Origin of the sequence: Photorhabdus sp. RM96S, from assembly GCF_042879335.1 — a bacterium.
Classification (GTDB): Bacteria; Pseudomonadota; Gammaproteobacteria; order Enterobacterales; family Enterobacteriaceae; genus Photorhabdus; species Photorhabdus kayaii.
Window position 1 is genome coordinate 1 of sequence record NZ_JBHFKT010000043.1, and the last position, 20,201, is coordinate 20,201.

At 42.1% G+C, this 20,201-nt stretch carries 17 protein-coding genes and 3 pseudogenes; 14 read left to right on the plus strand and 6 right to left on the minus strand.

Translation table 11 applies throughout. The annotated features are described in order from the left end of the window. The 3 genes and pseudogenes from ACGF49_RS20295 to ACGF49_RS20305 all read left to right on the plus strand — a co-directional run. A pseudogene (locus tag ACGF49_RS20295) lies at window positions 1-301 on the plus strand (ISNCY family transposase); the annotation flags it as partial. Between the two features lie 127 nt (window positions 302-428). After that, window positions 429-677, plus strand: a pseudogene (locus tag ACGF49_RS20300) (ISNCY family transposase); the annotation flags it as partial. A gap of 749 nt (window positions 678-1,426) precedes the next feature. Beyond that, the gene (locus tag ACGF49_RS20305; RefSeq protein WP_271859621.1) at window positions 1,427-1,627 is read left to right on the plus strand and encodes a hypothetical protein; all 201 of its coding nucleotides are present in this window, start codon (window positions 1,427-1,429) and stop codon (window positions 1,625-1,627) included. 86 nt (window positions 1,628-1,713) lie between these two features. On the opposite strand, the gene pflA is transcribed toward ACGF49_RS20305, so the two are convergent. The 4 genes from pflA to ycaO all read right to left on the minus strand — a co-directional run bounded on the left by pflA (window position 1,714) and on the right by ycaO (window position 7,805). Continuing rightward, window positions 1,714-2,454: a pyruvate formate lyase 1-activating protein gene (gene pflA / locus ACGF49_RS20310; RefSeq protein WP_113043197.1), complete on the minus strand. Its 741-nt coding sequence runs from the start codon at window positions 2,452-2,454 to the stop codon at window positions 1,714-1,716. Between the two features lie 73 nt (window positions 2,455-2,527). Continuing rightward, window positions 2,528-4,810, minus strand: coding sequence for a formate C-acetyltransferase (gene pflB / locus ACGF49_RS20315; RefSeq protein ID WP_113043196.1), 2,283 nt, complete (start codon window positions 4,808-4,810; stop codon window positions 2,528-2,530). Between the two features lie 55 nt (window positions 4,811-4,865). Next, window positions 4,866-5,723, minus strand: a complete 858-nt coding sequence (gene focA, locus ACGF49_RS20320) for a formate transporter FocA (RefSeq protein ID WP_113043195.1) — start codon at window positions 5,721-5,723, stop codon at window positions 4,866-4,868. A 318-nt stretch (window positions 5,724-6,041) separates the two neighbouring features. Then, entirely contained in the window at window positions 6,042-7,805 is a 1,764-nt protein-coding gene (gene ycaO / locus ACGF49_RS20325; RefSeq protein WP_113043194.1) for a 30S ribosomal protein S12 methylthiotransferase accessory factor YcaO, read from the minus strand. A 138-nt stretch (window positions 7,806-7,943) separates the two neighbouring features. Between ycaO and ansB the strand changes: the two genes are divergently transcribed. The 10 genes and pseudogenes from ansB to ACGF49_RS20375 all read left to right on the plus strand — a co-directional run bounded on the left by ansB (window position 7,944) and on the right by ACGF49_RS20375 (window position 16,150). Then, window positions 7,944-8,987 (plus strand): L-asparaginase 2, encoded by a 1,044-nt coding sequence (ansB, locus tag ACGF49_RS20330; protein ID WP_262978313.1) that lies wholly within the window; start codon window positions 7,944-7,946, stop codon window positions 8,985-8,987. Window positions 8,988-9,020: 33 nt separating this feature from the next. Further along, window positions 9,021-9,230: a hypothetical protein gene (locus ACGF49_RS20335; protein ID WP_262978312.1), complete on the plus strand. Its 210-nt coding sequence runs from the start codon at window positions 9,021-9,023 to the stop codon at window positions 9,228-9,230. A 377-nt stretch (window positions 9,231-9,607) separates the two neighbouring features. Continuing rightward, window positions 9,608-10,696: a 3-phosphoserine/phosphohydroxythreonine transaminase gene (gene serC, locus ACGF49_RS20340; RefSeq protein ID WP_228900627.1), complete on the plus strand. Its 1,089-nt coding sequence runs from the start codon at window positions 9,608-9,610 to the stop codon at window positions 10,694-10,696. A 129-nt stretch (window positions 10,697-10,825) separates the two neighbouring features. Then, the gene (aroA, locus tag ACGF49_RS20345) at window positions 10,826-12,112 is read left to right on the plus strand and encodes a 3-phosphoshikimate 1-carboxyvinyltransferase (RefSeq protein ID WP_113043191.1); all 1,287 of its coding nucleotides are present in this window, start codon (window positions 10,826-10,828) and stop codon (window positions 12,110-12,112) included. 116 nt (window positions 12,113-12,228) lie between these two features. Further along, entirely contained in the window at window positions 12,229-12,417 is a 189-nt protein-coding gene (locus ACGF49_RS20350; protein WP_146748108.1) for a hypothetical protein, read from the plus strand. Continuing rightward, window positions 12,417-13,100 (plus strand): (d)CMP kinase, encoded by a 684-nt coding sequence (cmk, locus tag ACGF49_RS20355; protein WP_113043190.1) that lies wholly within the window; start codon window positions 12,417-12,419, stop codon window positions 13,098-13,100. The genes ACGF49_RS20350 and cmk overlap by 1 nt, the downstream gene beginning before the upstream one ends. 181 nt (window positions 13,101-13,281) lie before the next feature. Further along, entirely contained in the window at window positions 13,282-14,955 is a 1,674-nt protein-coding gene (rpsA, locus tag ACGF49_RS20360; RefSeq protein ID WP_113043189.1) for a 30S ribosomal protein S1, read from the plus strand. Window positions 14,956-15,020: 65 nt separating this feature from the next. Further along, window positions 15,021-15,305 carry an integration host factor subunit beta gene (gene ihfB, locus ACGF49_RS20365; RefSeq protein ID WP_011145915.1) on the plus strand — a complete coding sequence of 95 codons (285 nt, stop codon included), beginning with the start codon at window positions 15,021-15,023 and terminating at the stop codon, window positions 15,303-15,305. Between the two features lie 455 nt (window positions 15,306-15,760). Beyond that, a pseudogene (locus ACGF49_RS20370) lies at window positions 15,761-15,928 on the plus strand (PAAR domain-containing protein); the annotation flags it as partial. Then, the gene (locus ACGF49_RS20375; protein ID WP_262978315.1) at window positions 15,923-16,150 is read left to right on the plus strand and encodes a DUF86 domain-containing protein; all 228 of its coding nucleotides are present in this window, start codon (window positions 15,923-15,925) and stop codon (window positions 16,148-16,150) included. The pseudogene ACGF49_RS20370 and the gene ACGF49_RS20375, both read left to right, overlap by 6 nt. On the opposite strand, the gene ACGF49_RS20380 is transcribed toward ACGF49_RS20375, so the two are convergent. Then, on the minus strand, window positions 16,127-16,762 hold the full coding sequence (locus ACGF49_RS20380) for a LysE family translocator (RefSeq protein ID WP_113043188.1): 636 nt from the start codon (window positions 16,760-16,762) through the stop codon (window positions 16,127-16,129). The two genes, ACGF49_RS20375 and ACGF49_RS20380, sit on opposite strands and share 24 nt — an antisense overlap. Before the next feature lie 4 nt (window positions 16,763-16,766). Further along, window positions 16,767-17,579: a 2OG-Fe(II) oxygenase gene (locus ACGF49_RS20385; protein WP_113043187.1), complete on the minus strand. Its 813-nt coding sequence runs from the start codon at window positions 17,577-17,579 to the stop codon at window positions 16,767-16,769. A 294-nt stretch (window positions 17,580-17,873) separates the two neighbouring features. Here ACGF49_RS20385 and ACGF49_RS20390 point away from each other — a divergent pair, with 294 nt between their 5' ends. Beyond that, on the plus strand, window positions 17,874-20,201 hold the full coding sequence (locus tag ACGF49_RS20390; RefSeq protein WP_113043186.1) for a ComEC family protein: 2,328 nt from the start codon (window positions 17,874-17,876) through the stop codon (window positions 20,199-20,201).

The window sequence follows — 20,201 nt, forward strand, 5'->3', positions numbered from 1 at the left end:
CTCACAATTTGTCCATCAACTGATTGAACAATCTCCGGAGCATGAAACGATGTTGATGACTATTGCAGAACAGCTTGAACAAAAAGGGCTTGAGCGAGGTATCAAGCAAGGCCGAACAGAAGGCCGAGCTGAAGGCCGAGAGGAAGGTATTGAACTAGGCCGAGAGAAAGGTATTGAACTAGGCCGAGAGAAAGGTAAAGTGGAAACGGCTCGTGCCTTATTACGGCATGGCGTGAGTTTGGACATTATTGTCACCAGTACCGGACTGAGCCGGGATAAAATTGAAGCGTTAAGGCATTAAATTAATCTTCTGTTTTACAGCAAAATGCCGATATTCAAGATCGGCATTTTTGTTCTTACAGGATGGTGGCTATACAAGGGACTTTTACGTTTGCCTGGCGAAGCTGAAACCGGTCAGACTGAAGTAACAATCTCCGGAGCATGAAACGATGTTGATGACTATTGCAGAAGAGCTTGAACAAAAAGGGCGCGAGCAAGGTATCAAGCAAGGTATTGAGCAAGGCCGAACAGAAGGCCGAACAGAAGGCCGAGCTGAAGGTAGAGAGGAAGGTAAACTGGAAACGGCTCGTGCCTTATTACGGCATGGCGTGAGTCTGGACATTATTGTCACCAGTACCGGACTGAGCCGGGATAAAATTGAAGCGTTAAAGCATTAAATTAATCTTCTCTTTTACAGCAAAATGCCGATATTCAAGATCGGCATTTTTGTTCTTACAGGATGATAGCTATACAAGGGACTTTTACGTTTGTCCGGCGAAGCTGAAACCTATCAGACGGAAGCAACTTTATCGGGGGCGAAATGACACCCTAAGAACATGGGGAGCGCGATTAAGTGAGTTGTTTGCGGAAACAAATGATTCGCTCTGTTTCGTTAAAACCTTAATGTTCATGTGCCTGATATGACCGTTTATTACTGATTTTGGTATCCAAACAGAGTTCATGAACTCCTTTGTTGTAAGGTATCAAAATTTACAAATTCTGGTACCGGGGAATTTGCCACATAATGCAATATTAAAAGCCATGATATTCTGAAGTTGTTATTACGACTTTAAAATGTCACTTCTGGAATGAAAGAGTGGGGTGATTAGCTTTATCTTCTGAAGCGACCCCTTATTGTTTTAATGGAGACTGTGATTAATCTTTATGGAGTTTTATTTGCTGTGGTTATTTCAATGCCTATTGCACTTTTCTTGATGCCAGTTAACTCATTTATATTTATGAAGAAATATAAAAATATAGCATCATCGTGATAAATATTTTTCTGATTATGTGGATTGTTTTCTTTTTATATTATGATGGAATTAATTTGTTAGGGAATAGGTTTTATAGATTGATTTTTGTTTCATTGTTTATTATATGAATAGTATTGCCCTATTTTTCTACAGAGAATATGATTGGTTTTTATATGGTTTTATCTTCTGTAGTAGTTATTATTTCTATTGCATATTCCTTCTTACCTGAGAAGTTAATCTATACCCTATGGATTTCAAGATGCATCGCGGCGGCAAGGGAGCGAATCCCCGGGAGCATAGCAAACTATGTGACCGGGGTGAGCGAGAGCAGCCAACAAAGAGGCAATTTGAAAGATAACGGATATATAGTTTGATCCTGGCAAGCCAGAGTTTGATATTTAAGATGGTTTTTCCTACTGTTTTTAAACGTCATTTCAGAGATGGAAGTTAACTAATTTAATTAATAGACAACCTTATGACCATAACTTTCCAAAATGTTTTTCACTCTCTCCATTGTCTCTTTTGCTGGCGGTTTTACACTTTCCAACTGATATTTTTCCCCCATAGTTGTCCATTTATGTTTACCCAGTTCGTGATAAGGTAGAAGCTCGATTTTTTCAATATTTTTCATATCCTTGGTAAATTCACCTAGCTTATGAACGGATTCATTATCATCGGACCAACCCGGAACCACAACGTAACGAATCCAGGTTTTCTGGTTACGTTTAGCCAGATAGCGGGCAAACTCCAAGGTGCGATGATTGGAGACACCGACTAATTTCTGATGAATCTCATCATTAAGTTGCTTCAAATCGAGCATAACGAGATCTGTGGCATCCATTAATTCATCAATAACCGGACCATAGCGGCGGACAAATCCATTAGTGTCAAGACAAGTATGAATACCTTCGGCACGACAGGCTCGGAACCAGTCACGTACAAATTCAGCTTGAAGAACGGCTTCACCACCCGATGCAGTAACCCCGCCACCGGATGCGTTCATAAAATGACGATAGGTTGTCGCTTCTTTTATCAATTCTTCAACAGTCACGTCTTTGCCGCCGTGGGTATCCCATGTGTCGCGGTTATGGCAATAGAGACAACGCATCAGGCAACCTTGAAAGAAAACAATAAACCGGATACCGGGGCCATCAACGGTGCCACAAGATTCGAAAGAGTGGATACGACCAAGTACGGACATAACAGGTTTACTCCAAAACTGGCAGGATAAACAAATAGAGGCCCTAAAATTCAGGGCCTTTGCTAACAAATTATTACATAGATTGGGTAAAAGTACGGGTAATTACATCCTGTTGTTGCTCTTTAGTCAGTGAGTTGAAACGTACGGCATAACCTGATACCCGGATGGTGAGCTGAGGATATTTCTCAGGGTCTTCCATGGCATCGAGCAGCATGTCACGGTTCATCACATTGACGTTCAAATGCTGACCACCTTCAATTTCTGCTTCATGGTGGAAATAACCATCCAGCAAACCAGCCAGATTAGTTTTGCGTGTTTCATCATCTTTGCCTAACGCGTTTGGTACGATAGAGAAGGTATAAGAGATACCATCTTTTGCATAGGCGAAAGGCAATTTAGCCACAGAGGCCAAAGAGGCGACGGCACCTTTTTGATCGCGACCATGCATTGGATTGGCACCGGGCCCAAATGGTGCGCCAGCACGACGTCCGTCAGGAGTGTTACCCGTTTTCTTACCATATACCACGTTAGAAGTGATGGTCAGAACGGATTGTGTCGGTACCGCGTTGCGATAAGTATTTAGTTTCTGGATTTTTTTCATGAAACGTTCAACCAAATCACAGGCGATATCATCAACACGTGAGTCGTTGTTACCGAATTGTGGATATTCACCTTCAATCTTGAAATCAACCGCTAAACCATTTTCATCACGGATCGGGGTCACTTTGGCATATTTGATGGCAGACAATGAGTCAGCGGCGACAGACAGACCGGCAATGCCACAGGCCATAGTACGGTAAACATCACGGTCGTGCAGTGCCATCAGTGCAGCTTCATAGCTATACTTATCATGCATATAGTGAATGATGTTTAGTGCAGTAACATACTGTTTTGCCAGCCAATCCATAAAGTGATCCATGCGGGACATAACCTTGTCGTAATCCAGCACTTCATCTTTTATTGGCTCTTCTTTCGGGCCAACCTGCATTTTCAGCTTTTCATCTACACCGCCGTTAATGGCGTACAGCATCGTTTTAGCCAGATTTGCGCGGGCACCGAAGAATTGCATCTGTTTACCCACAATCATAGGGCTGACGCAACAAGCAATAGCGTAATCATCGTTGTTGAAGTCGGGGCGCATCAAATCATCGTTCTCATATTGCAAAGATGAGGTATCGATGGAAACTTTTGCCGCGAATTTTTTGAAATTTGTCGGCAGTTTTTCGGACCATAGGATGGTCATGTTGGGTTCTGGTGATGGACCCATTGTGTATAGGGTGTTCAGGAAACGGAAACTATTTTTAGTCACCAGCGTGCGACCATCTATCCCCATACCTGCCAGCGATTCTGTTGCCCAGATTGGGTCACCGGAAAACAGTTCGTCGTATTCAGGTGTCCGCAGGAAACGAACCATACGCAGTTTCATCACCAGATGGTCAATTAATTCCTGAGCTTCAACTTCTGTCAGCTTACCCGCTTTCAGGTCACGTTCGATGTAGATATCCAGGAAACTGGAAACGCGACCGAAGGACATTGCGGCACCATTTTGAGACTTAACCGCCGCCAGATAAGCGAAATAAGTCCACTGTATCGCTTCCTTAGCGTCAGTGGCGGGGCCAGAAATATCATAGCCGTATTTAGCCGCCATCTCTTTAATCTGGCCCAGAGCGCGGTGCTGTTCAGCGATTTCTTCACGCAATTGAATAGTCATTGCCAGATCTTCACCGCTTTCCAGTTTTTCCTGCAATGAATTGAACTGAGCTAATTTATCATCACGCAAGAAATCGATACCGTATACTGCAACACGACGGTAGTCACCAATAATGCGACCACGGCCATAGGCATCAGGCAGACCTGTCAGAACACCAGATTTTCGGCATTTAAGAATATCTGGTGTGTAAACATCGAAAACGCCTTGATTATGCGTTTTGCGGTATTCAGTGAAAATCTGTTTCAATTTAGGATCGAGTTCACGGCCATAAATTTTACATGATCCTTCTACCATTTTGATGCCGCCAAATGGGATTAGGGCACGTTTTAATGGGGCTTCCGTTTGCAGGCCAACAATGGTTTCCAGATCTTTTTCGATATAACCTGCGTCGTGGGAGGTAATAGTAGCAGCAACATCAGTATCAAAATCAACCGGCGCATGAGTGCGGTTTTCGATTTTGATACCTTCCATGACTTTTTCCCATAAGGTATCGGTCGCTTTTGTCGAACCTGCCAGGAAAGATTCATCACCCTCATATGGCGTATAGTTTTTTTGGATGAAGTCACGAACATTGACGGCGCTTTGCCAATCACCCAGGTTAAAACCTTGCCATGCTACAGAGAACTTTTTATTTAATTCAGTCATGATACTTCTACCTTTGTAATAATCGAACTTTTAAGAAATCAGGCGAGAGAGCTAATTAATGTTTCTGCTCACTACGCAGATAAATTGACCAGTAAGTTAACCCCACCAAAATGGCGCCACCGATAATGTTACCAATAGTGACTGGAATTAAATTGTTAGTAATAAAGTGTGCAATGGTGAGTTGAGAAAATTGTTCAGGCGTTGCCCCTACGTTAATCCAAAATTCAGTTGGTGCGAAATGCTTAATAGCAATGCCAAGCGGGATTAAAAACATATTCGCAATACTGTGCTCAAAACCGCTGGCAACGAACATACTTACTGGCAAAATCATGGCGAATATTTTGTCCATTAAACTACGTCCGGCATAACTCATCCAAACAGCGAGACAAACCATTAAATTGGCGAGAATGCCTAAAAATAGCGCTTCAATAAAAGAGTGATGCATTTTATGGTTTGCTGTTTGCAAGACATTCAAGCCCCATAATCCGTCGGCAACGCGGTATTGACCGGCAAACCAGATAATGGCGACGAAAAATAGTGCGCCAATCAAATTACCGAGATAAACGTTAATCCAGTTTTTAATCATTTGATACCAGGTTATACGCCCGGTGCCTTTGGAAATAATCGTCAACACAGTAGAAGTAAATAAATCTGCTCCGCAAACGACTACTAACATTAATCCAAGGGAAAAACAGATGCCGCCGACTAATTTAGTTAGCCCATAAGGGACAGATGTGGTTCCTGTAGTCGCGGTAATATAAAAGACGAATGCAATGGAAATAAAAATCCCGGCAGTTATTGCTGACAGATAGGTAATGGCAACAGGTTTAGTGGTTTTATAAACACCAATGTCATTGGCGATTTGTGTCATTACCGCAGGTGGTAATAGGTTAAAGGGGTTGTCAGCTTTCATACCAACATTCTCTTTATCATTAATAAGTTACGGTATGTAATGATAGTAACAAAGGCGTGAAGGGGAGAATTTGATATAGATCATAATTCCCTAAGAGTGGACTCTGTTTTGGAGAGTGAAAACGGTTCAAATTAAACTTAACATGTTGATTTTAATGAAATAAAAAAATTTTAAAATTTATAATATTTTTTTATTTAACCATTGGTAGGAAGTTTGACAAGTAAAATTACAGGCCAAATTGTTGTTTACTTGTTGTTGCAAATAAATTTAATTTAACCTGAATTTTACTTTTAATTATGAATTGTCTTTTCTACAATTTTATTTTGCGTTCCAGAAATCGCATTTTGCTTTTTGCAGCTTCTCATAAGCAGCCAATAAAGTCTGATGAGCGGGCAGTGATTTTAAATCTGCATCAACTGACCACAGACCATAAAAACAGTGTTCACCAGAAATAGCTGCTGATGCTGCTTCAACAGCATCTTGCCCGTACATTTTTACGAATGCTTGATAATATTGTGTAGGCGCTTTATCCGCTTCCAGAGCAAGTAAAAGTAGTGTTTGCAAACAACGATAATAATTAGCGCGTTCGGCCGTAAAGATTGAGGCGTTAAAATCTTGGGTCCATTCTACCCAAATTAAAGCCTGTTCCAAATCACCGCCAGCCAGCGCCAACATGGATTTCAGTTCACCAATCCGTAAATTGCTCCAGCCATTATCTTTACCCACCGCAATGCCAAGCAACTCACGGATACGGGTAAAATCATCCAAACCTTCTTCATCTAATTGCTCAATCAGTGCCAGATATTCTTCGGCTTGCCACTGGCTATTCGGTAATGCTAATAAAGCTTCCCGCAAATGCGTTCCCATCGTGTTATTAGCAAGATGTAAATCTTCCACAGGATAAATATCAGACATTCCCGGAACCAAAATACGGCAGGCATAAATACCAAGGTGCTCGTAATCAGCAATATAAACTTCGGCATCCAATTGTTTGAAGATTGCCATCAAAGTGGCGAACTCTTCTTCTGTTGTGCCGCTGAAATTCCAGTCATCGAACGCATAATCAGCATCTTGTTTGAATAAATCCCAACTGATTAAACCGCTCGAATCGATAAAGTGAGTTTCCAGATTGGTATGTTCTGCCACTTCTTCATTATCGAAAGTCGGCGCATTGAACACATCCAGATCTTTCAAACTGCGTCCTTGTAATAGTTCGGTCACAGTACGTTCCAGTGCTACACCAAATTCAGGATGCGCACCAAAAGAGGCGAAACAAGTCCCGTTATTAGGATTAAACAGCACTACGCAAATAACCGGGAACTGTCCACCGAGAGAGGCGTCATAACAATAGAGTGGGAAACCTTCATCCTGTAATTTGCTGACTGCGGCAACAACGCCGGGATAACGGTTCATCACTTCCTGGGGAATTTCTGGCAGGCTGATGCCTTCGGCAATAATACGATTTTTCACATAGCGTTCAAAAACTTCAGATAATCCCTGAACTCTGGCTTCATTCATAGTGTTGCCGGCTGACATACCATTGGAAACATAAAGATTGCCAATAATATTCATCGGAATATAGACGGTATGATGATCAGACTGACGAGTAAATGGCAGCGAGCAGATACCACGTTCTTCATTACCTGATTGCAAATCGACTAACTGACTGGCGCATAACTCATTTTCAGGATTATAGAATTGGTGTAACCGGTCATCCAGAATGCCTGCTGGTAGAGAATCATCTTCCGGTAAAGCAAACCATTTTTCATTCGGATAATGGACAAAATCACCGTTAGCGATAGCTTCGCCTAAATAGAAGTCAGCAAAAAAATAGTTAGTTGACAAGCGTTCAAAATACTCCCCTAAAGCAGAAGCTAAAGCGGCTTTCTTGCTTGCACCTTTGCCATTGGTAAAACAGAGAGGACAATCGCGGTCACGGATATGAACTGACCAGACATTGGGAACCGGATTCAGCCATGAGGCTTCTTCGATATTAAAACCAAGGTGTTGCAGTTTTTGCTGAAAACGGTTGATTGAGTTTTCCAGTGCGGCGTCTTTGCCGGGAATAAAGGTTTGCGTCATGGTATTCACTTATGAGTGCGCGTTATGGGGCGCTCATCATACGAGTTTTTTTTCAGTAGCTAAAGTCTGGTATGTATCACAGATTTATTGTTATCATGATCCATAATCTAATAGGATATTTTTTATTAAGGAAGAAGCATGAAAAAGATGAAACACACAGCTTTAGCCAGTTTATTAGCATTAATTAGTGGTTCTGCTTTTGCTTTACCAAATATTACGCTTTTGGCGACGGGAGGGACGATTGCGGGTGGTGGGAAGTCTGCAATCCAATCCAACTATGTTGCTGGAAGAGTTGCTATTGATGAATTAGTCAATGCTATTCCTGAGATCAAAAATATCGCCAACCTAAAAGGTGAGCAGGTGGTGAGTATTGGTTCGCAGGATATGAATGATCAGGTGTGGTTGACACTCGCGAAAAGAATCAACGCGGATTGTGGCAAGACCGATGGTTTTGTTATCACCCACGGTACTGACACAATGGAAGAAACCGCTTACTTCCTCGATCTAACTACCCACTGCCAGAAACCGATTGTCATGGTTGGTGCGATGCGCCCGTCTACGGCGCTTGGTGCCGATGGCCCGTTAAATCTGTATAACGCTGTGGCTGTTGCGGGTGATAAAGCATCAGCCAAACGTGGTGTATTGATGGCAATGAATAATGCGGTTATTAGTGGTCGCACCGTGGTGAAAATGAGCACCACTGAAGTTCAGGCATTCCAACCAATTAATGCGGGTGCTGAGGGCTTTGTTCATAATGGCAAAGTCAATTATTACGCTGACGCTAAACCGAGAGCGAGTAAGGCGATTTTTGATGTCAGTAAACTGGATAAACTGCCTAAAGTAGGCATTGTCTATAACTATGCCAATGCGTCTGATTTGCCAGCAAAAGCGTTTTTGAGTGCGGGTTACCAAGGTATTGTCAGCGCTGGTGTGGGCAACGGTAATATGTATAAGGCGATTTTCGATACTTTGGCTCAAGCGGCTAAAGATGGGGTTGTGGTCGTCAGATCAAGTCGTGTACCGATGGGATATATTACTCAGGATGCGGAAGTGGATGATAGCAAGCATGGCTTTGTCGCTTCTGAACGTCTGAACCCACAAAAGGCCAGAGTACTTTTACAATTAGCTCTGACTGAAACGCGTGATCCAGTAAAAATTCACGAGATGTTTGTGAAATATTGATTTGTGATTCAGGGATAACAATAGAGCGCACAGGTGCAGGTTGGTCAGGATGTTAGGCGCCGCGTAGCAGCTTGTTTTGTTGCGCTTCATGATCACCGGGTAGTGGGATATTATACTCTGGCTGCTGCCGGTATCCAGTTGACCAACCTCCCTACGGCTACTATTAAGAAACTGCCACGATACCCAACAGTGCCGGCAGTACGGATGGGGAGGTTGGCCGTTGATCAGGCAATTAGAAATTAGGGACTCGGTGGAGCATTGCTAGCTGATGCTATTGAGAGACCATTCGTGCCGAAATTGCGTCTTATGCGCTGCTTGTTGACGCAAAAGATGATAATGCAGTGCGATTTTACCGACATCATGGCTTTATTGTTTTACCCAATTCGCCATTCACATTATTCCTTCCTCTCATAGCTGTAGATAAAAAAGGTAAAAAATAAGCGGTTCACCTGTAATAGCGCTGAATGAACAAGTTTATTGGCTATTTTTGCGATAGTTTTGTTCAACGTTTGAATAACCATTGCAGCAATGAAATGGGAATGGTACAACCGATATATCAGATTATTTATTGTTATCAATCATTGTTATTTCGTCAGAATAATCAGAATAAGGTGAGGTAAATGAATCAGGTATATAATTTCAGTTCAGGTCCCGCTATGTTACCGGTCGAAGTATTGCGTAGAGCTGAACAAGAGCTCTGTAACTGGCATGGTATTGGGACTTCAATTATGGAGATCAGTCACCGAGGTAAGGAATTTGTCGCAGTGGCAAAGGAAGCTGAAAATGATCTGCGAGATCTATTGTCAGTGCCTGAAAACTATAAGGTATTGTTCTGCCATGGTGGCGCCCGTGGTCAATTTGCCGCTATCCCAATGAACCTGCTGGGTGATAATGTTAAAGCTGATTATATTGATGGCGGTTACTGGGCTGAATGTGCAGTCAAAGAAGCAGAAAAATATTGCACGCCGAATGTGATTAATATCAAAACCGAAATTAATGGCTTGAAAGGCGTTAAGCCAATGAGTGAATGGTTATTAAGTAATGATGCGGCTTATGTCCATTATTGCCCGAATGAAACCATTGACGGTATCGCAATTCATAAAGATCCAGATTTTGATGATAATAAAATTATTATTGCGGATTACTCTTCCTCTATTCTTTCCGGGCCGTTAGATGTTAGCCGTTATGGTATGATTTATGCTGGAGCGCAGAAAAATATTGGTCCGGCGGGGCTCACACTGGTTATTGTTCGTGAAGATTTATTAGGCAAAGCCCGTAAAGAAACCCCGTCTATTCTTGATTATACGGTGCTGGCAGAGAATGACTCCATGTTCAACACGCCGCCAACGTTTGCCTGGTATCTCTCTGGTTTGGTCTTCAAGTGGATGAAAGAGCAAGGCGGGGTACAAGAGATGGCAAAACGTAACCGTGCTAAGGCTGAGTTACTTTATAATGCCATTGATAACAGTGATTTCTACCATAACCAAGTCGTCCTTGAAAATCGTTCCCTGATGAATGTGCCGTTCAAGACGGCTGATGCCTTACTGGATAGCAAATTTCTGGCAGAAGCAGATGCACAAGGGTTGCAGGCATTGAAAGGTCACCGGGTTTCCGGCGGTATGCGTGCTTCTATTTATAATGCAATGCCTGTCGAAGGGGTTCAGGTTTTAGTTGATTTTATGGCTGATTTTGAGCGTCGTAACGGCTGATTTGTCAACTTTACCGGGAACAATGGTTCCCGGCCTATCTCAGGGTAGAAAAAAATATTTCCTCAAACGTAACAATGACTCACTTATAATTAAAAATAACCTAATTGAGAATCGGAGAGCCTGTTATTTATGCAATCCCTGATGCTACAACCTATTTCTTCCATTAGTGGAACTATTAACCTGCCAGGATCAAAAAGTGTTTCCAACCGTGCGTTATTACTGGCAGCCTTGGCTAAAGGTACTACCTGCTTAACTAACTTGTTGGACAGTGATGATATTCGTCATATGCTCAATGCCTTGGCTGCGCTGGGTGTCAGTTATCGTTTATCTGATGATCGTACCCGTTGTGAAGTTGACGGTATTGGTGGATTGATTACCCATAAAGGGCCGGTAGAACTGTTTCTGGGTAATGCCGGCACAGCGATGCGTCCCCTAACCGCCGCGTTATGCTTGGGAAAAAATGACGTCGTTCTTACCGGCGAACCTCGGATGAAAGAGCGTCCAATTGGTCACTTGGTGGATGCTTTGCGTCAAGGGGGAGCGGAAATTGATTATCTGGAACAGGAAAATTATCCACCGTTACACATCAAAGGGGGTTTTGTTGGTGGCAAAGTGACGGTAGATGGCTGTGTTTCCAGCCAATTTCTGACCGCATTGCTGATGGCTGCGCCATTGGCAGAAAATGATTCTGAGATTCATATTCAAGGGGAATTGGTTTCCAAACCTTATATTGATATCACTCTGGCATTGATGAAAAGTTTTGGTATTACCGTAAATCACGATCAATATCAGATTTTCCATATTAAAGGCCAACAGCAATACGTTTCTCCGGGCCACTATTTGGTTGAAGGTGATGCCTCTTCTGCTTCCTATTTTCTGGCGGCGGCGGCAATTAAAGGTGGTACTGTGCGGGTGACCGGAGTTGGTAAAAATAGCCTTCAAGGGGATATCAAATTTGCCAATGTGCTGGAGAAAATGGGGGCGAAAATTCGTTGGGGTGATGACTTTGTTGAATGTGAACGAGGCTCTCTCACTGGCATTGATATGGACATGAATGAGATTCCTGATGCAGCTATGACCATTGCAACCACTGCGTTGTTTGCGGCAGGGGAGACCGTCATTCGCAATATATACAACTGGCGGGTAAAAGAGACGGATCGGCTGCATGCGATGGCAACTGAATTGCGTAAAGTCGGTGCCGAGGTGGAAGAGGGGAGTGATTACATTCGCATCACACCACCACCAAGATTGTTACCTGCTGAAATTGGTACCTATAATGATCATCGAATGGCGATGTGTTTCTCGTTGGTGGCGTTGTCCGATACACCGGTTACCATTCTCGATCCAGGTTGTACAGCAAAGACCTTTCCTGACTATTTCAATCAATTGGAGAGATTAAGCCAGCGAAAGTCATAATTATCGATTATTATGATTTAATAAAGCGTATTTCTTTGATCAAAATCTATACCCTATGGATTTCAAGATGCATCGCGACGGCAAGGGAGTGAATCCCCGGGAGCATAGGTAACTATGTGACCGGGGTGAGCGAGAGCAGCCAACAAAGAAGCAACTTGAAAGATAACGGGTATATCTACATGGCATGCGCTTATTTCGTTCACTCTGTGAGTGCGTATAATAAACGGCAGATATTGATTATTTTATTGAATAAATATTCAGCATCTGGTGAAGTGTTAACCTGCCATGTTAAAGGAGAACAATAATGGTGGCGATAGCCCCAGTAATAACTGTTGATGGGCCAAGCGGTGCAGGTAAAGGGACATTATGCCAGGCACTGGCAGAGGTCTTAGGCTGGCAACTGCTTGATTCAGGTGCTATTTATCGAGTGTTGGCACTGGCAGCGATTCATCATCAGGTGGATATCCAGTCTGAAGACGCGTTAGTTCCTCTGGCTGCTAATCTTGATGTGCGCTTTGTCCCTAGAAAAGGGAAGCTCAGTGTGATGCTTGAGGGCGAGGATGTCAGTAATGAGATCCGGACTGAGACGGTCGGCAATACTGCCTCGCAGGCGGCTGCTTTCCCACGAGTTCGTGAAGCCTTGTTACGGCGTCAGCGTGCTTTTCGGGTTGCACCGGGCTTGATTGCAGATGGCCGTGATATGGGAACTGTGGTGTTTTCTGATGCCCCGGTAAAAATATTTCTTGATGCCAGTGCAGAAGAACGTGCGCGCAGACGTATGCTACAGTTGCAGGAAAAAGGCTTTAGTGTTAACTTTGAATGTCTTTTGTCCGAGATACAGGAACGTGATTACCGCGACCGTAACCGGGCAGTAGCGCCGTTAGCGCCGGCTGGAGATGCATTAATATTGGATTCAACCAATATGTCTATCGAAGAAGTTATCGACAAGGCGCTAAATTATGCGAAAAAAATTCTCTCAATTACCTGAGCGGTTTTAAGTTTTTAGCTTATAATTGATGACGATGTACTAAAAATTAGGTACGCGGGTATCGAATTTTTCCGCAAACCAAACAACCTTGTTACAGGGAATAGTAGCAGGGCATGTAAAACAACCCCATTCGGCGGGAAGCTATAATGGACGTTAAATTAAAATCTTGAAGATCATTAACATGACAGAATCTTTTGCTCAACTCTTTGAAGAATCCCTGCAATCTATTGAAACTCGTCCAGGTGCTATCGTTCGCGGCATCGTTGTTGCTATTGATAAAGACGTTGTATTGGTTGATGCAGGTCTGAAATCAGAATCCGCTATTCCTGTAGAACAGTTTAAAAATGTTCAGGGTGAGCTGGAAATCCAGGTCGGTGATGAAATTGATGTTGCGCTAGACGCTGTTGAAGATGGTTTTGGTGAAACTGTTCTGTCTCGTGAGAAAGCAAAACGCCATGAAGCGTGGCTGATGCTGGAAAAAGCTTACGAAGACGCAGAAACAGTTACCGGCATCATCAACGGTAAAGTAAAAGGCGGTTTTACTGTTGAACTGAACGGTATCCGCGCATTCCTGCCTGGTTCTCTGGTTGATGTTCGTCCAGTTCGTGATACAACTCACCTGGAAGGTAAAGAGCTTGAGTTTAAAGTCATCAAACTGGATCAGAAACGCAACAACGTCGTGGTTTCTCGTCGTGCTGTTATCGAATCTGAAAACAGTGCAGAACGTGATCAACTGCTGGAAAACCTGCAAGAAGGTATGGAAGTTAAAGGTATCGTTAAGAACCTGACTGACTACGGCGCATTTGTTGATCTGGGCGGCGTTGATGGCTTGCTGCACATTACTGATATGGCTTGGAAACGTGTTAAACATCCAAGTGAAATCGTCAATGTGGGCGATGAAATCGCAGTTAAGGTACTGAAATTTGACCGTGAGCGTACCCGTGTATCTCTGGGCCTGAAACAACTGGGCGAAGATCCTTGGGTAGCAATCGCTAAGCGTTATCCAGAAGGTACTAAACTGACTGGCCGCGTAACTAACCTGACTGATTACGGTTGCTTCGTAGAAATCGAAGAAGGCGTTGAAGGTCTGGTACACGTTTCAGAAATGGACTGGACCAACAAAAACATCCACCCATCTAAAGTGGTTAACGTTGGTGACGTTGTGGAAGTTATGGTTCTGGATATCGACGAAGAACGTCGTCGTATCTCCTTAGGTCTGAAACAGTGTAAATCTAACCCTTGGCAGCTATTTGCTGAAACTCACAACAAAAATGACCGTGTTGAAGGTAAGATCAAGTCTATTACTGACTTTGGTATCTTCATTGGTCTGGATGGCGGCATTGATGGCCTGGTTCACCTGTCTGACATCTCCTGGAACGTTGCTGGAGAAGAAGCCGTTCGTGAATACAAAAAAGGCGATGAAATCGCGGCTGTTGTTCTACAAGTAGATGCAGAGCGTGAGCGTATCTCTCTGGGCATTAAACAACTGGCAGAAGATCCATTCAATAACTACCTATCTGTAAACAAGAAAGGTGCTATTGTTACTGGTAAAGTTACCGCAGTTGATGCTAAAGGTGCGACAGTAGAACTGGCTGACGGCGTTGAAGGTTACCTGCGTGCATCAGAAGCTTCTCGTGACCGTGTTGAAGATGCAACGCTGGTTCTGAACGTGGGTGATGCAGTTGAAGCTAAATATACTGGTGTTGATCGCAAAAACCGCGTTATCAACCTGTCTGTTCGCGCTAAAGACGAAGCTGACGAGAAAGACGCTATCGCTTCTGTGAACAAACAAGAAGACGCAAACTTTGCAAACAATGCAATGGCTGAAGCTTTCAAAGCAGCGAAAGGCGAATAATTCGAGTGAATAACGGTGGATAACACGTAAGTGTTATCCAAGTACGGTAGTTTAGGGAGGTACTCATGACCAAGTCTGAATTAATTGAAAGACTTGCTGGCCAGCAATCTCATATTTCGGCCAAAACCGTTGAAGATGCAGTGAAAGAAATACTCGACCATATGGCAATAACATTGGCAGATGGTGAACGTATAGAGGTGCGCGGATTCGGCAGTTTTTCTCTTCACTACCGTGCTCCGCGCGTAGGTCGTAACCCTAAAACCGGTGATAAAGTGGAGCTGGAAGGTAAATACGTTCCCCATTTTAAACCTGGCAAAGAGTTGCGTGATCGCGTGAATATCTACGATTAAGTTTGAAGATACAAGTTATTGCTTATTCTAAACAGTGTCTTTGGTGCTGTTTTAGATTAGTAATAAAGTGCTGGCCTTTTGGTCAGCACTTTTTTGATCAATCAAGGCTCATATAAAAATAGAGCTGAATTTTATATTGAGAAAACCTTCCCCATAATCCTGTCAATCTGACGTTGTGTCTCCAGAAATCACTCGTATGCAAAATTAATATCGTCATTGGTTTTAAATTTATTCGTGATATTCGCTTTTGATAAATAAATGTATAAAAATTGTTAAAAATATAAGGTAATACCGGCATCAAGCCACTTAATTTCGATAAATTTCGGAATATTCCTATATATTTTTAGGTGAAATCCATTGCATCATTGAATATTTATTAATCCATAAGTGGTGAAAACATGATGATTTCAGTTAGAACCACTCTTCATGCTATAAATCAATGGAGAAGTGAATAGATGGCAATAGGGTATTTCCTGCTGGTTGGTGATAAAACAACGTGTGGCGGCCAGATTATTACTGGTGACCACACCATGACATTTGATGGGCGAGCAACGGCTCGTGAAGGAGATAAGGTTACTTGTGGTAAACATCCCGGCACTTACATCATTGTCGGTGGTGTGGCGTTCCTAAACAACCGGTTGGTGCAAGACGCCATGATCCGCAACTTCGAGATCATCGGCGAGGCCAGTAATAACATTGGGAAGCATTATCCCAATTTCGCTGTTGCTAACCCTGAATTGCCATTGTCGTTTGCTTACCAGATGCGTACTTTTTGTTTGATTAAAAACGTTATTGGACCTTCAGGCATAGCATTTCCTGACTTAAGAAAATTTCAGATTAAATAATGTTATTGAATATGAAAAGAAATAGATTCCAAGCATAATAAGAATGATACCGCTGGTGTAATTAATAAACTTGATAACACGATGACTGAACATTTTCCTGGAGAAGAATATCACAGTATTAATAAAGGCAACCCAAACAATGACGCCAATAATTGTCCCTGCTGCACCAATAGCTAAACTATATTTACCTGATGTAATATTGTTGAGTTGTGCGCTGACAGACAGCCAAAAAATAACATTGTATGGATTTAATAGTGTCAACAATACACCATCAAAAAATTGCCTATGATAGGGTTTGGAGATGATATTGATATTTTCCTCATTTTTCTTATTTATGAAGCTGGTAATACCAAACCAAATGACCATCAATGCTCCTAAAAACCCAAAAATAGGCATGAAAATAGTATTGGAAAACAATTGTAATATACCAAAACCTAAAAGTAACAAATAAATTATATCGGCAAAACAAGCACCTAAGCCAAAAATTACTGCGTGAAGACAACTGATATTCAAGTGTCTACGCATAATTTCTATATTTATAGGGCCAACGGGAGCCGCAGCTCCCAATCCTAAAATAAAAAATGTTCCTAATGTACTGATTACACCAACCATATAATTAATTCCATAACATGAGATGTTTATTTAGTGATAATCCAATGAAGCTTTGTAATGATATTCTGCACCCTTCAGAAAAACTACGAATAGCATGGGGTTTCCTGGTGTTTATTATAATCAAATCTCCTTGTTCTGGTTTAATAAGGATGGATGGCGGAAGTGTGCCTCGCCAATCATTTTCTGCATTATCTTCGATTAACTCGGTAATAGGGATTTCAGGAACATCCCACAGCTCAAGTTCTCCTCCATTTGCAGGTATTTTTATATAGATATTCACTGAGAATTGCCCCAACAAATTGACCGATTGTTGTTGAAGGCCATCAAAATGGGGTTGTTTTTCAACCATGAAAGAGCGTTCCGGCCTGCTCATCACTCTGGCAATACCCGCATGCATCTTTTTACCTTCAAAGTTTGCAATGCTGGCTCCGGCGGACCATATCTCGTCCAGTTCTAAACGAAATTTATCGAAAGGAGCTAACATTGGAGCACAGAAATTTCTGACATTTCTGATGGCCGGTAACGCATTTTCAAAATATTTTTTATAGCTATCGCTATCTTTGGATTTGCCAAAAGTTGTGTTGTAAGACTGGCCAATTCTATCAACACCATAATCAACTAAAACAACTTCATCTCCTTTTTTCAAATCATGAGGATGACATTCCAGATTTTCGTGAGAGAGAAAAAAATCAGAGAGCTTGTTTGCAATAGGACTATCAACATATTTCTTTATATGGATTGCTAACACTTCATTATTAAATAATTTAGTAAGATGATGTTCTTGCAGAGAGTCAGATACAATTATTTTGTTTTTCATAAAAACCACCTTATTGTATTTAACATGATTTTTTGATTATTTTCCATATAAAAATAGAATGGAAATATTAATTTAGTATTATTTAAATTTAATCAATGCGATCTTAATCACAAAACAAAAATTAGCAGGTGGCAGTTTCTGTATTTGCGAAGCTGTTCGCATATATTTTTGAAATGATTGTTAACCTGAAATTAATCTGCGAAGGTGTTTGATAATTTTTCTTGTGCTTCTGGCTGCTTTGTAAAAAATAAGGAATACTCTGCTGGAAAAATAAAAGGGTAAGGATGAATAAGGATGTGGTTTTCAGTTGTGATAAATAAGATAACAACAAATTGGAAACAACCTATACCAATCATTAGCGTGAATCAGGCCGCAATAGCTATTATTGTCGGTATTGTACCCTTGCTTTTTCTGCCTGAGTTACCACAGAAATGGCAGGTTATGACATTGCTATTACTGGCTCTATTCTGCTTATTCTTACCATTTTGCCTTTGCCGGATAGTTTCAATTTCGTTACTGGCATTTCTTATTGGGTGCTGGCAGGGAAATCATTTGCTCGAACAGATAATCTATTTTAGTGAAAAAGCGCATTTATCACGGGTTATTATTGAAAGTTTATCATTAGATAATGAAGAGAAAGGCAGGGTTATCCTGCGTATTATTGAGAATGAAAACAAAGTTATTTTTCCGCCACTGTATGTTTCCGCTTATTGGGATATTTCGCCTGAATCTCTGTGTGCTGGTCAAGAATGGCGGCTGAAAATGAAATTACGGCCAGTTCATAGTCAGCTAAATCAAGGTGGATATGATAGCCAGCGTAGGGCATTAGCTATCCGCCGACCTTTAACAGGGAAAGTCATTCATGCTGAATTAATTGACGGGAAATGTAACTTACGTCAGCGATTGGTCAGTCATATTGCACCGGATATTCGTGAATTGAAGCATAGTGGTATTGCGATGGCATTAGCATTCGGAGAGCGTCAGTGGTTAAGTAAGGAGGATAATTTATTATTACAACAAACAGGTACGGCTCACCTTATGGCTATTTCAGGGTTGCATATTACTGTTGCCAGTATGTTTGGTTGGTGGATGGCAAGATTATTACAACTCTTCTTTCCCGTACACTGGATAGGGCACAGATTTCCATTGATTATCGGTTGGATAGTGGCAATAAATTACGTCTGGTTATCGGGTTGGGGCATTCCGGCTATTCGTGCATTACTGGGTTTAACGCTCTGGCTATATTTACGTTACAGAAATATTCTCTGTTTCCCTTGGCAGTGGGCATTGTGGACAGCCGCAATGATTCTCTTATTTGATCCCCTGACTGTGCTTTCTGACAGCTTCTGGCTCTCCTTCTTTGCTGTGATGGCGATAATGTTCTGGTTCTTTTGGGCGCCGTTGATTGAGCCATTTCGTTATGGTTGGAAATGGCTATGGCTGCGCGGGTTATATATGCAAATGGGTATGATGCTGATGCTTATTCCTCTCCAGCTATTATTATTTCATGGTGTCAATTTTGCCGCGTTATTTGCTAACTTCTGGGCTGTGCCAATCATCTCTTTTATTACTGTTCCGTTGATTATGCTGGCATTAATAAGTCATTTTTGTTCTCTTATTCATGCGTTATTATGGCAATTAGTCGATTACTCTGTAACCTTCTCTTTAATTCCTTTGCCAGTTTTGCAACAGTCATGGAATGAAACGGGTCGTTTTCCTCTATTAATAACGTTTATTGGCTGGTTTGTTGTCATCATTTGGCGATTTGCTTGGTGGCAATCATATAAGTTACTGATTGGCATTTCTTTAGGGATAATGCTCTGCTATCTGAGGCGCAACGAAGAATATCTGTGGCGATTTTCTATGCTGGATGTTGGGCACGGGCTTGCGGTTATCATTGAAAAAGATGGCAAGGCGCTGATTTTTGATACCGCTAATCGTTGGGAAACTGGCAGTATGGCAGAAAGGGTGATAATCCCTTATTTGCGTTGGCATCGATTAACGCCAGAACAGATTATTATCAGTCATGATCATCTTGACCATACCGGTGGGTTAGAATCCTTACAACAAAAATATCCAGGTATTGCTGTGAGAAGTTCTTTAATTAATCAGCAACATCTGCCATGTATACGCGGTGAACAGTGGCTCTGGCAGGGGTTGAGCTTCCGTGTATTATGGCCGCCGGTAAGATCATTACACGCAGGTAATGACGAATCTTGTGTCATTCGGGTAGAAGATGGCAAACATAGCTTGCTTTTAACCGGAGATCTGGAAAAGCAAGGGGAATATAAGCTATTGGGAATAGAAAAAGAGAATTTAAGATCGACCGTATTGCAGGTTCCACATCATGGTAGTAACACGTCATCTACAGCCGCTTTTATTCATACCGTCTCACCACAATATGCACTGGCCTCTGTTGCACGTTATAGCCCGTGGCGACTTCCTTCGGTTAAAGTGCAGCGACGTTATCGTAAAATTGGGGCAGAATGGCGTAGTACCGCGGTATCCGGGCAGATAACGGGTTATTTTTATGGCGATCATGTTGAAATGATGAGCTATAGGCAACAAATTATGTCACGTTGGTATCATCAGTGGTTTGGTATTCGTAGTGATCATGAGTAG

Bases quoted from the DNA above. Each gene is read 5' to 3' on its own strand.
- rpsA (WP_113043189.1), top strand. From the start codon at position 13,282: ATGACAGAATCTTTTGCTCAACTCTTTGAAGAATCCCTGCAATCTATT.
- pflA (WP_113043197.1), bottom strand. From the start codon at position 2,454: ATGTCCGTACTTGGTCGTATCCACTCTTTCGAATCTTGTGGCACCGTT.
- ACGF49_RS20380 (WP_113043188.1), bottom strand. From the start codon at position 16,762: ATGGTTGGTGTAATCAGTACATTAGGAACATTTTTTATTTTAGGATTG.
- pflB (WP_113043196.1), bottom strand. From the start codon at position 4,810: ATGACTGAATTAAATAAAAAGTTCTCTGTAGCATGGCAAGGTTTTAAC.
- cmk (WP_113043190.1), top strand. From the start codon at position 12,417: ATGGTGGCGATAGCCCCAGTAATAACTGTTGATGGGCCAAGCGGTGCA.
- ihfB (WP_011145915.1), top strand. From the start codon at position 15,021: ATGACCAAGTCTGAATTAATTGAAAGACTTGCTGGCCAGCAATCTCAT.
- ycaO (WP_113043194.1), bottom strand. From the start codon at position 7,805: ATGACGCAAACCTTTATTCCCGGCAAAGACGCCGCACTGGAAAACTCA.
- ACGF49_RS20385 (WP_113043187.1), bottom strand. From the start codon at position 17,579: ATGAAAAACAAAATAATTGTATCTGACTCTCTGCAAGAACATCATCTT.
- ACGF49_RS20305 (WP_271859621.1), top strand. From the start codon at position 1,427: ATGGTTTTATCTTCTGTAGTAGTTATTATTTCTATTGCATATTCCTTC.
- focA (WP_113043195.1), bottom strand. From the start codon at position 5,723: ATGAAAGCTGACAACCCCTTTAACCTATTACCACCTGCGGTAATGACA.
- serC (WP_228900627.1), top strand. From the start codon at position 9,608: ATGAATCAGGTATATAATTTCAGTTCAGGTCCCGCTATGTTACCGGTC.
- ansB (WP_262978313.1), top strand. From the start codon at position 7,944: ATGAAAAAGATGAAACACACAGCTTTAGCCAGTTTATTAGCATTAATT.
- ACGF49_RS20390 (WP_113043186.1), top strand. From the start codon at position 17,874: ATGTGGTTTTCAGTTGTGATAAATAAGATAACAACAAATTGGAAACAA.
- aroA (WP_113043191.1), top strand. From the start codon at position 10,826: ATGCAATCCCTGATGCTACAACCTATTTCTTCCATTAGTGGAACTATT.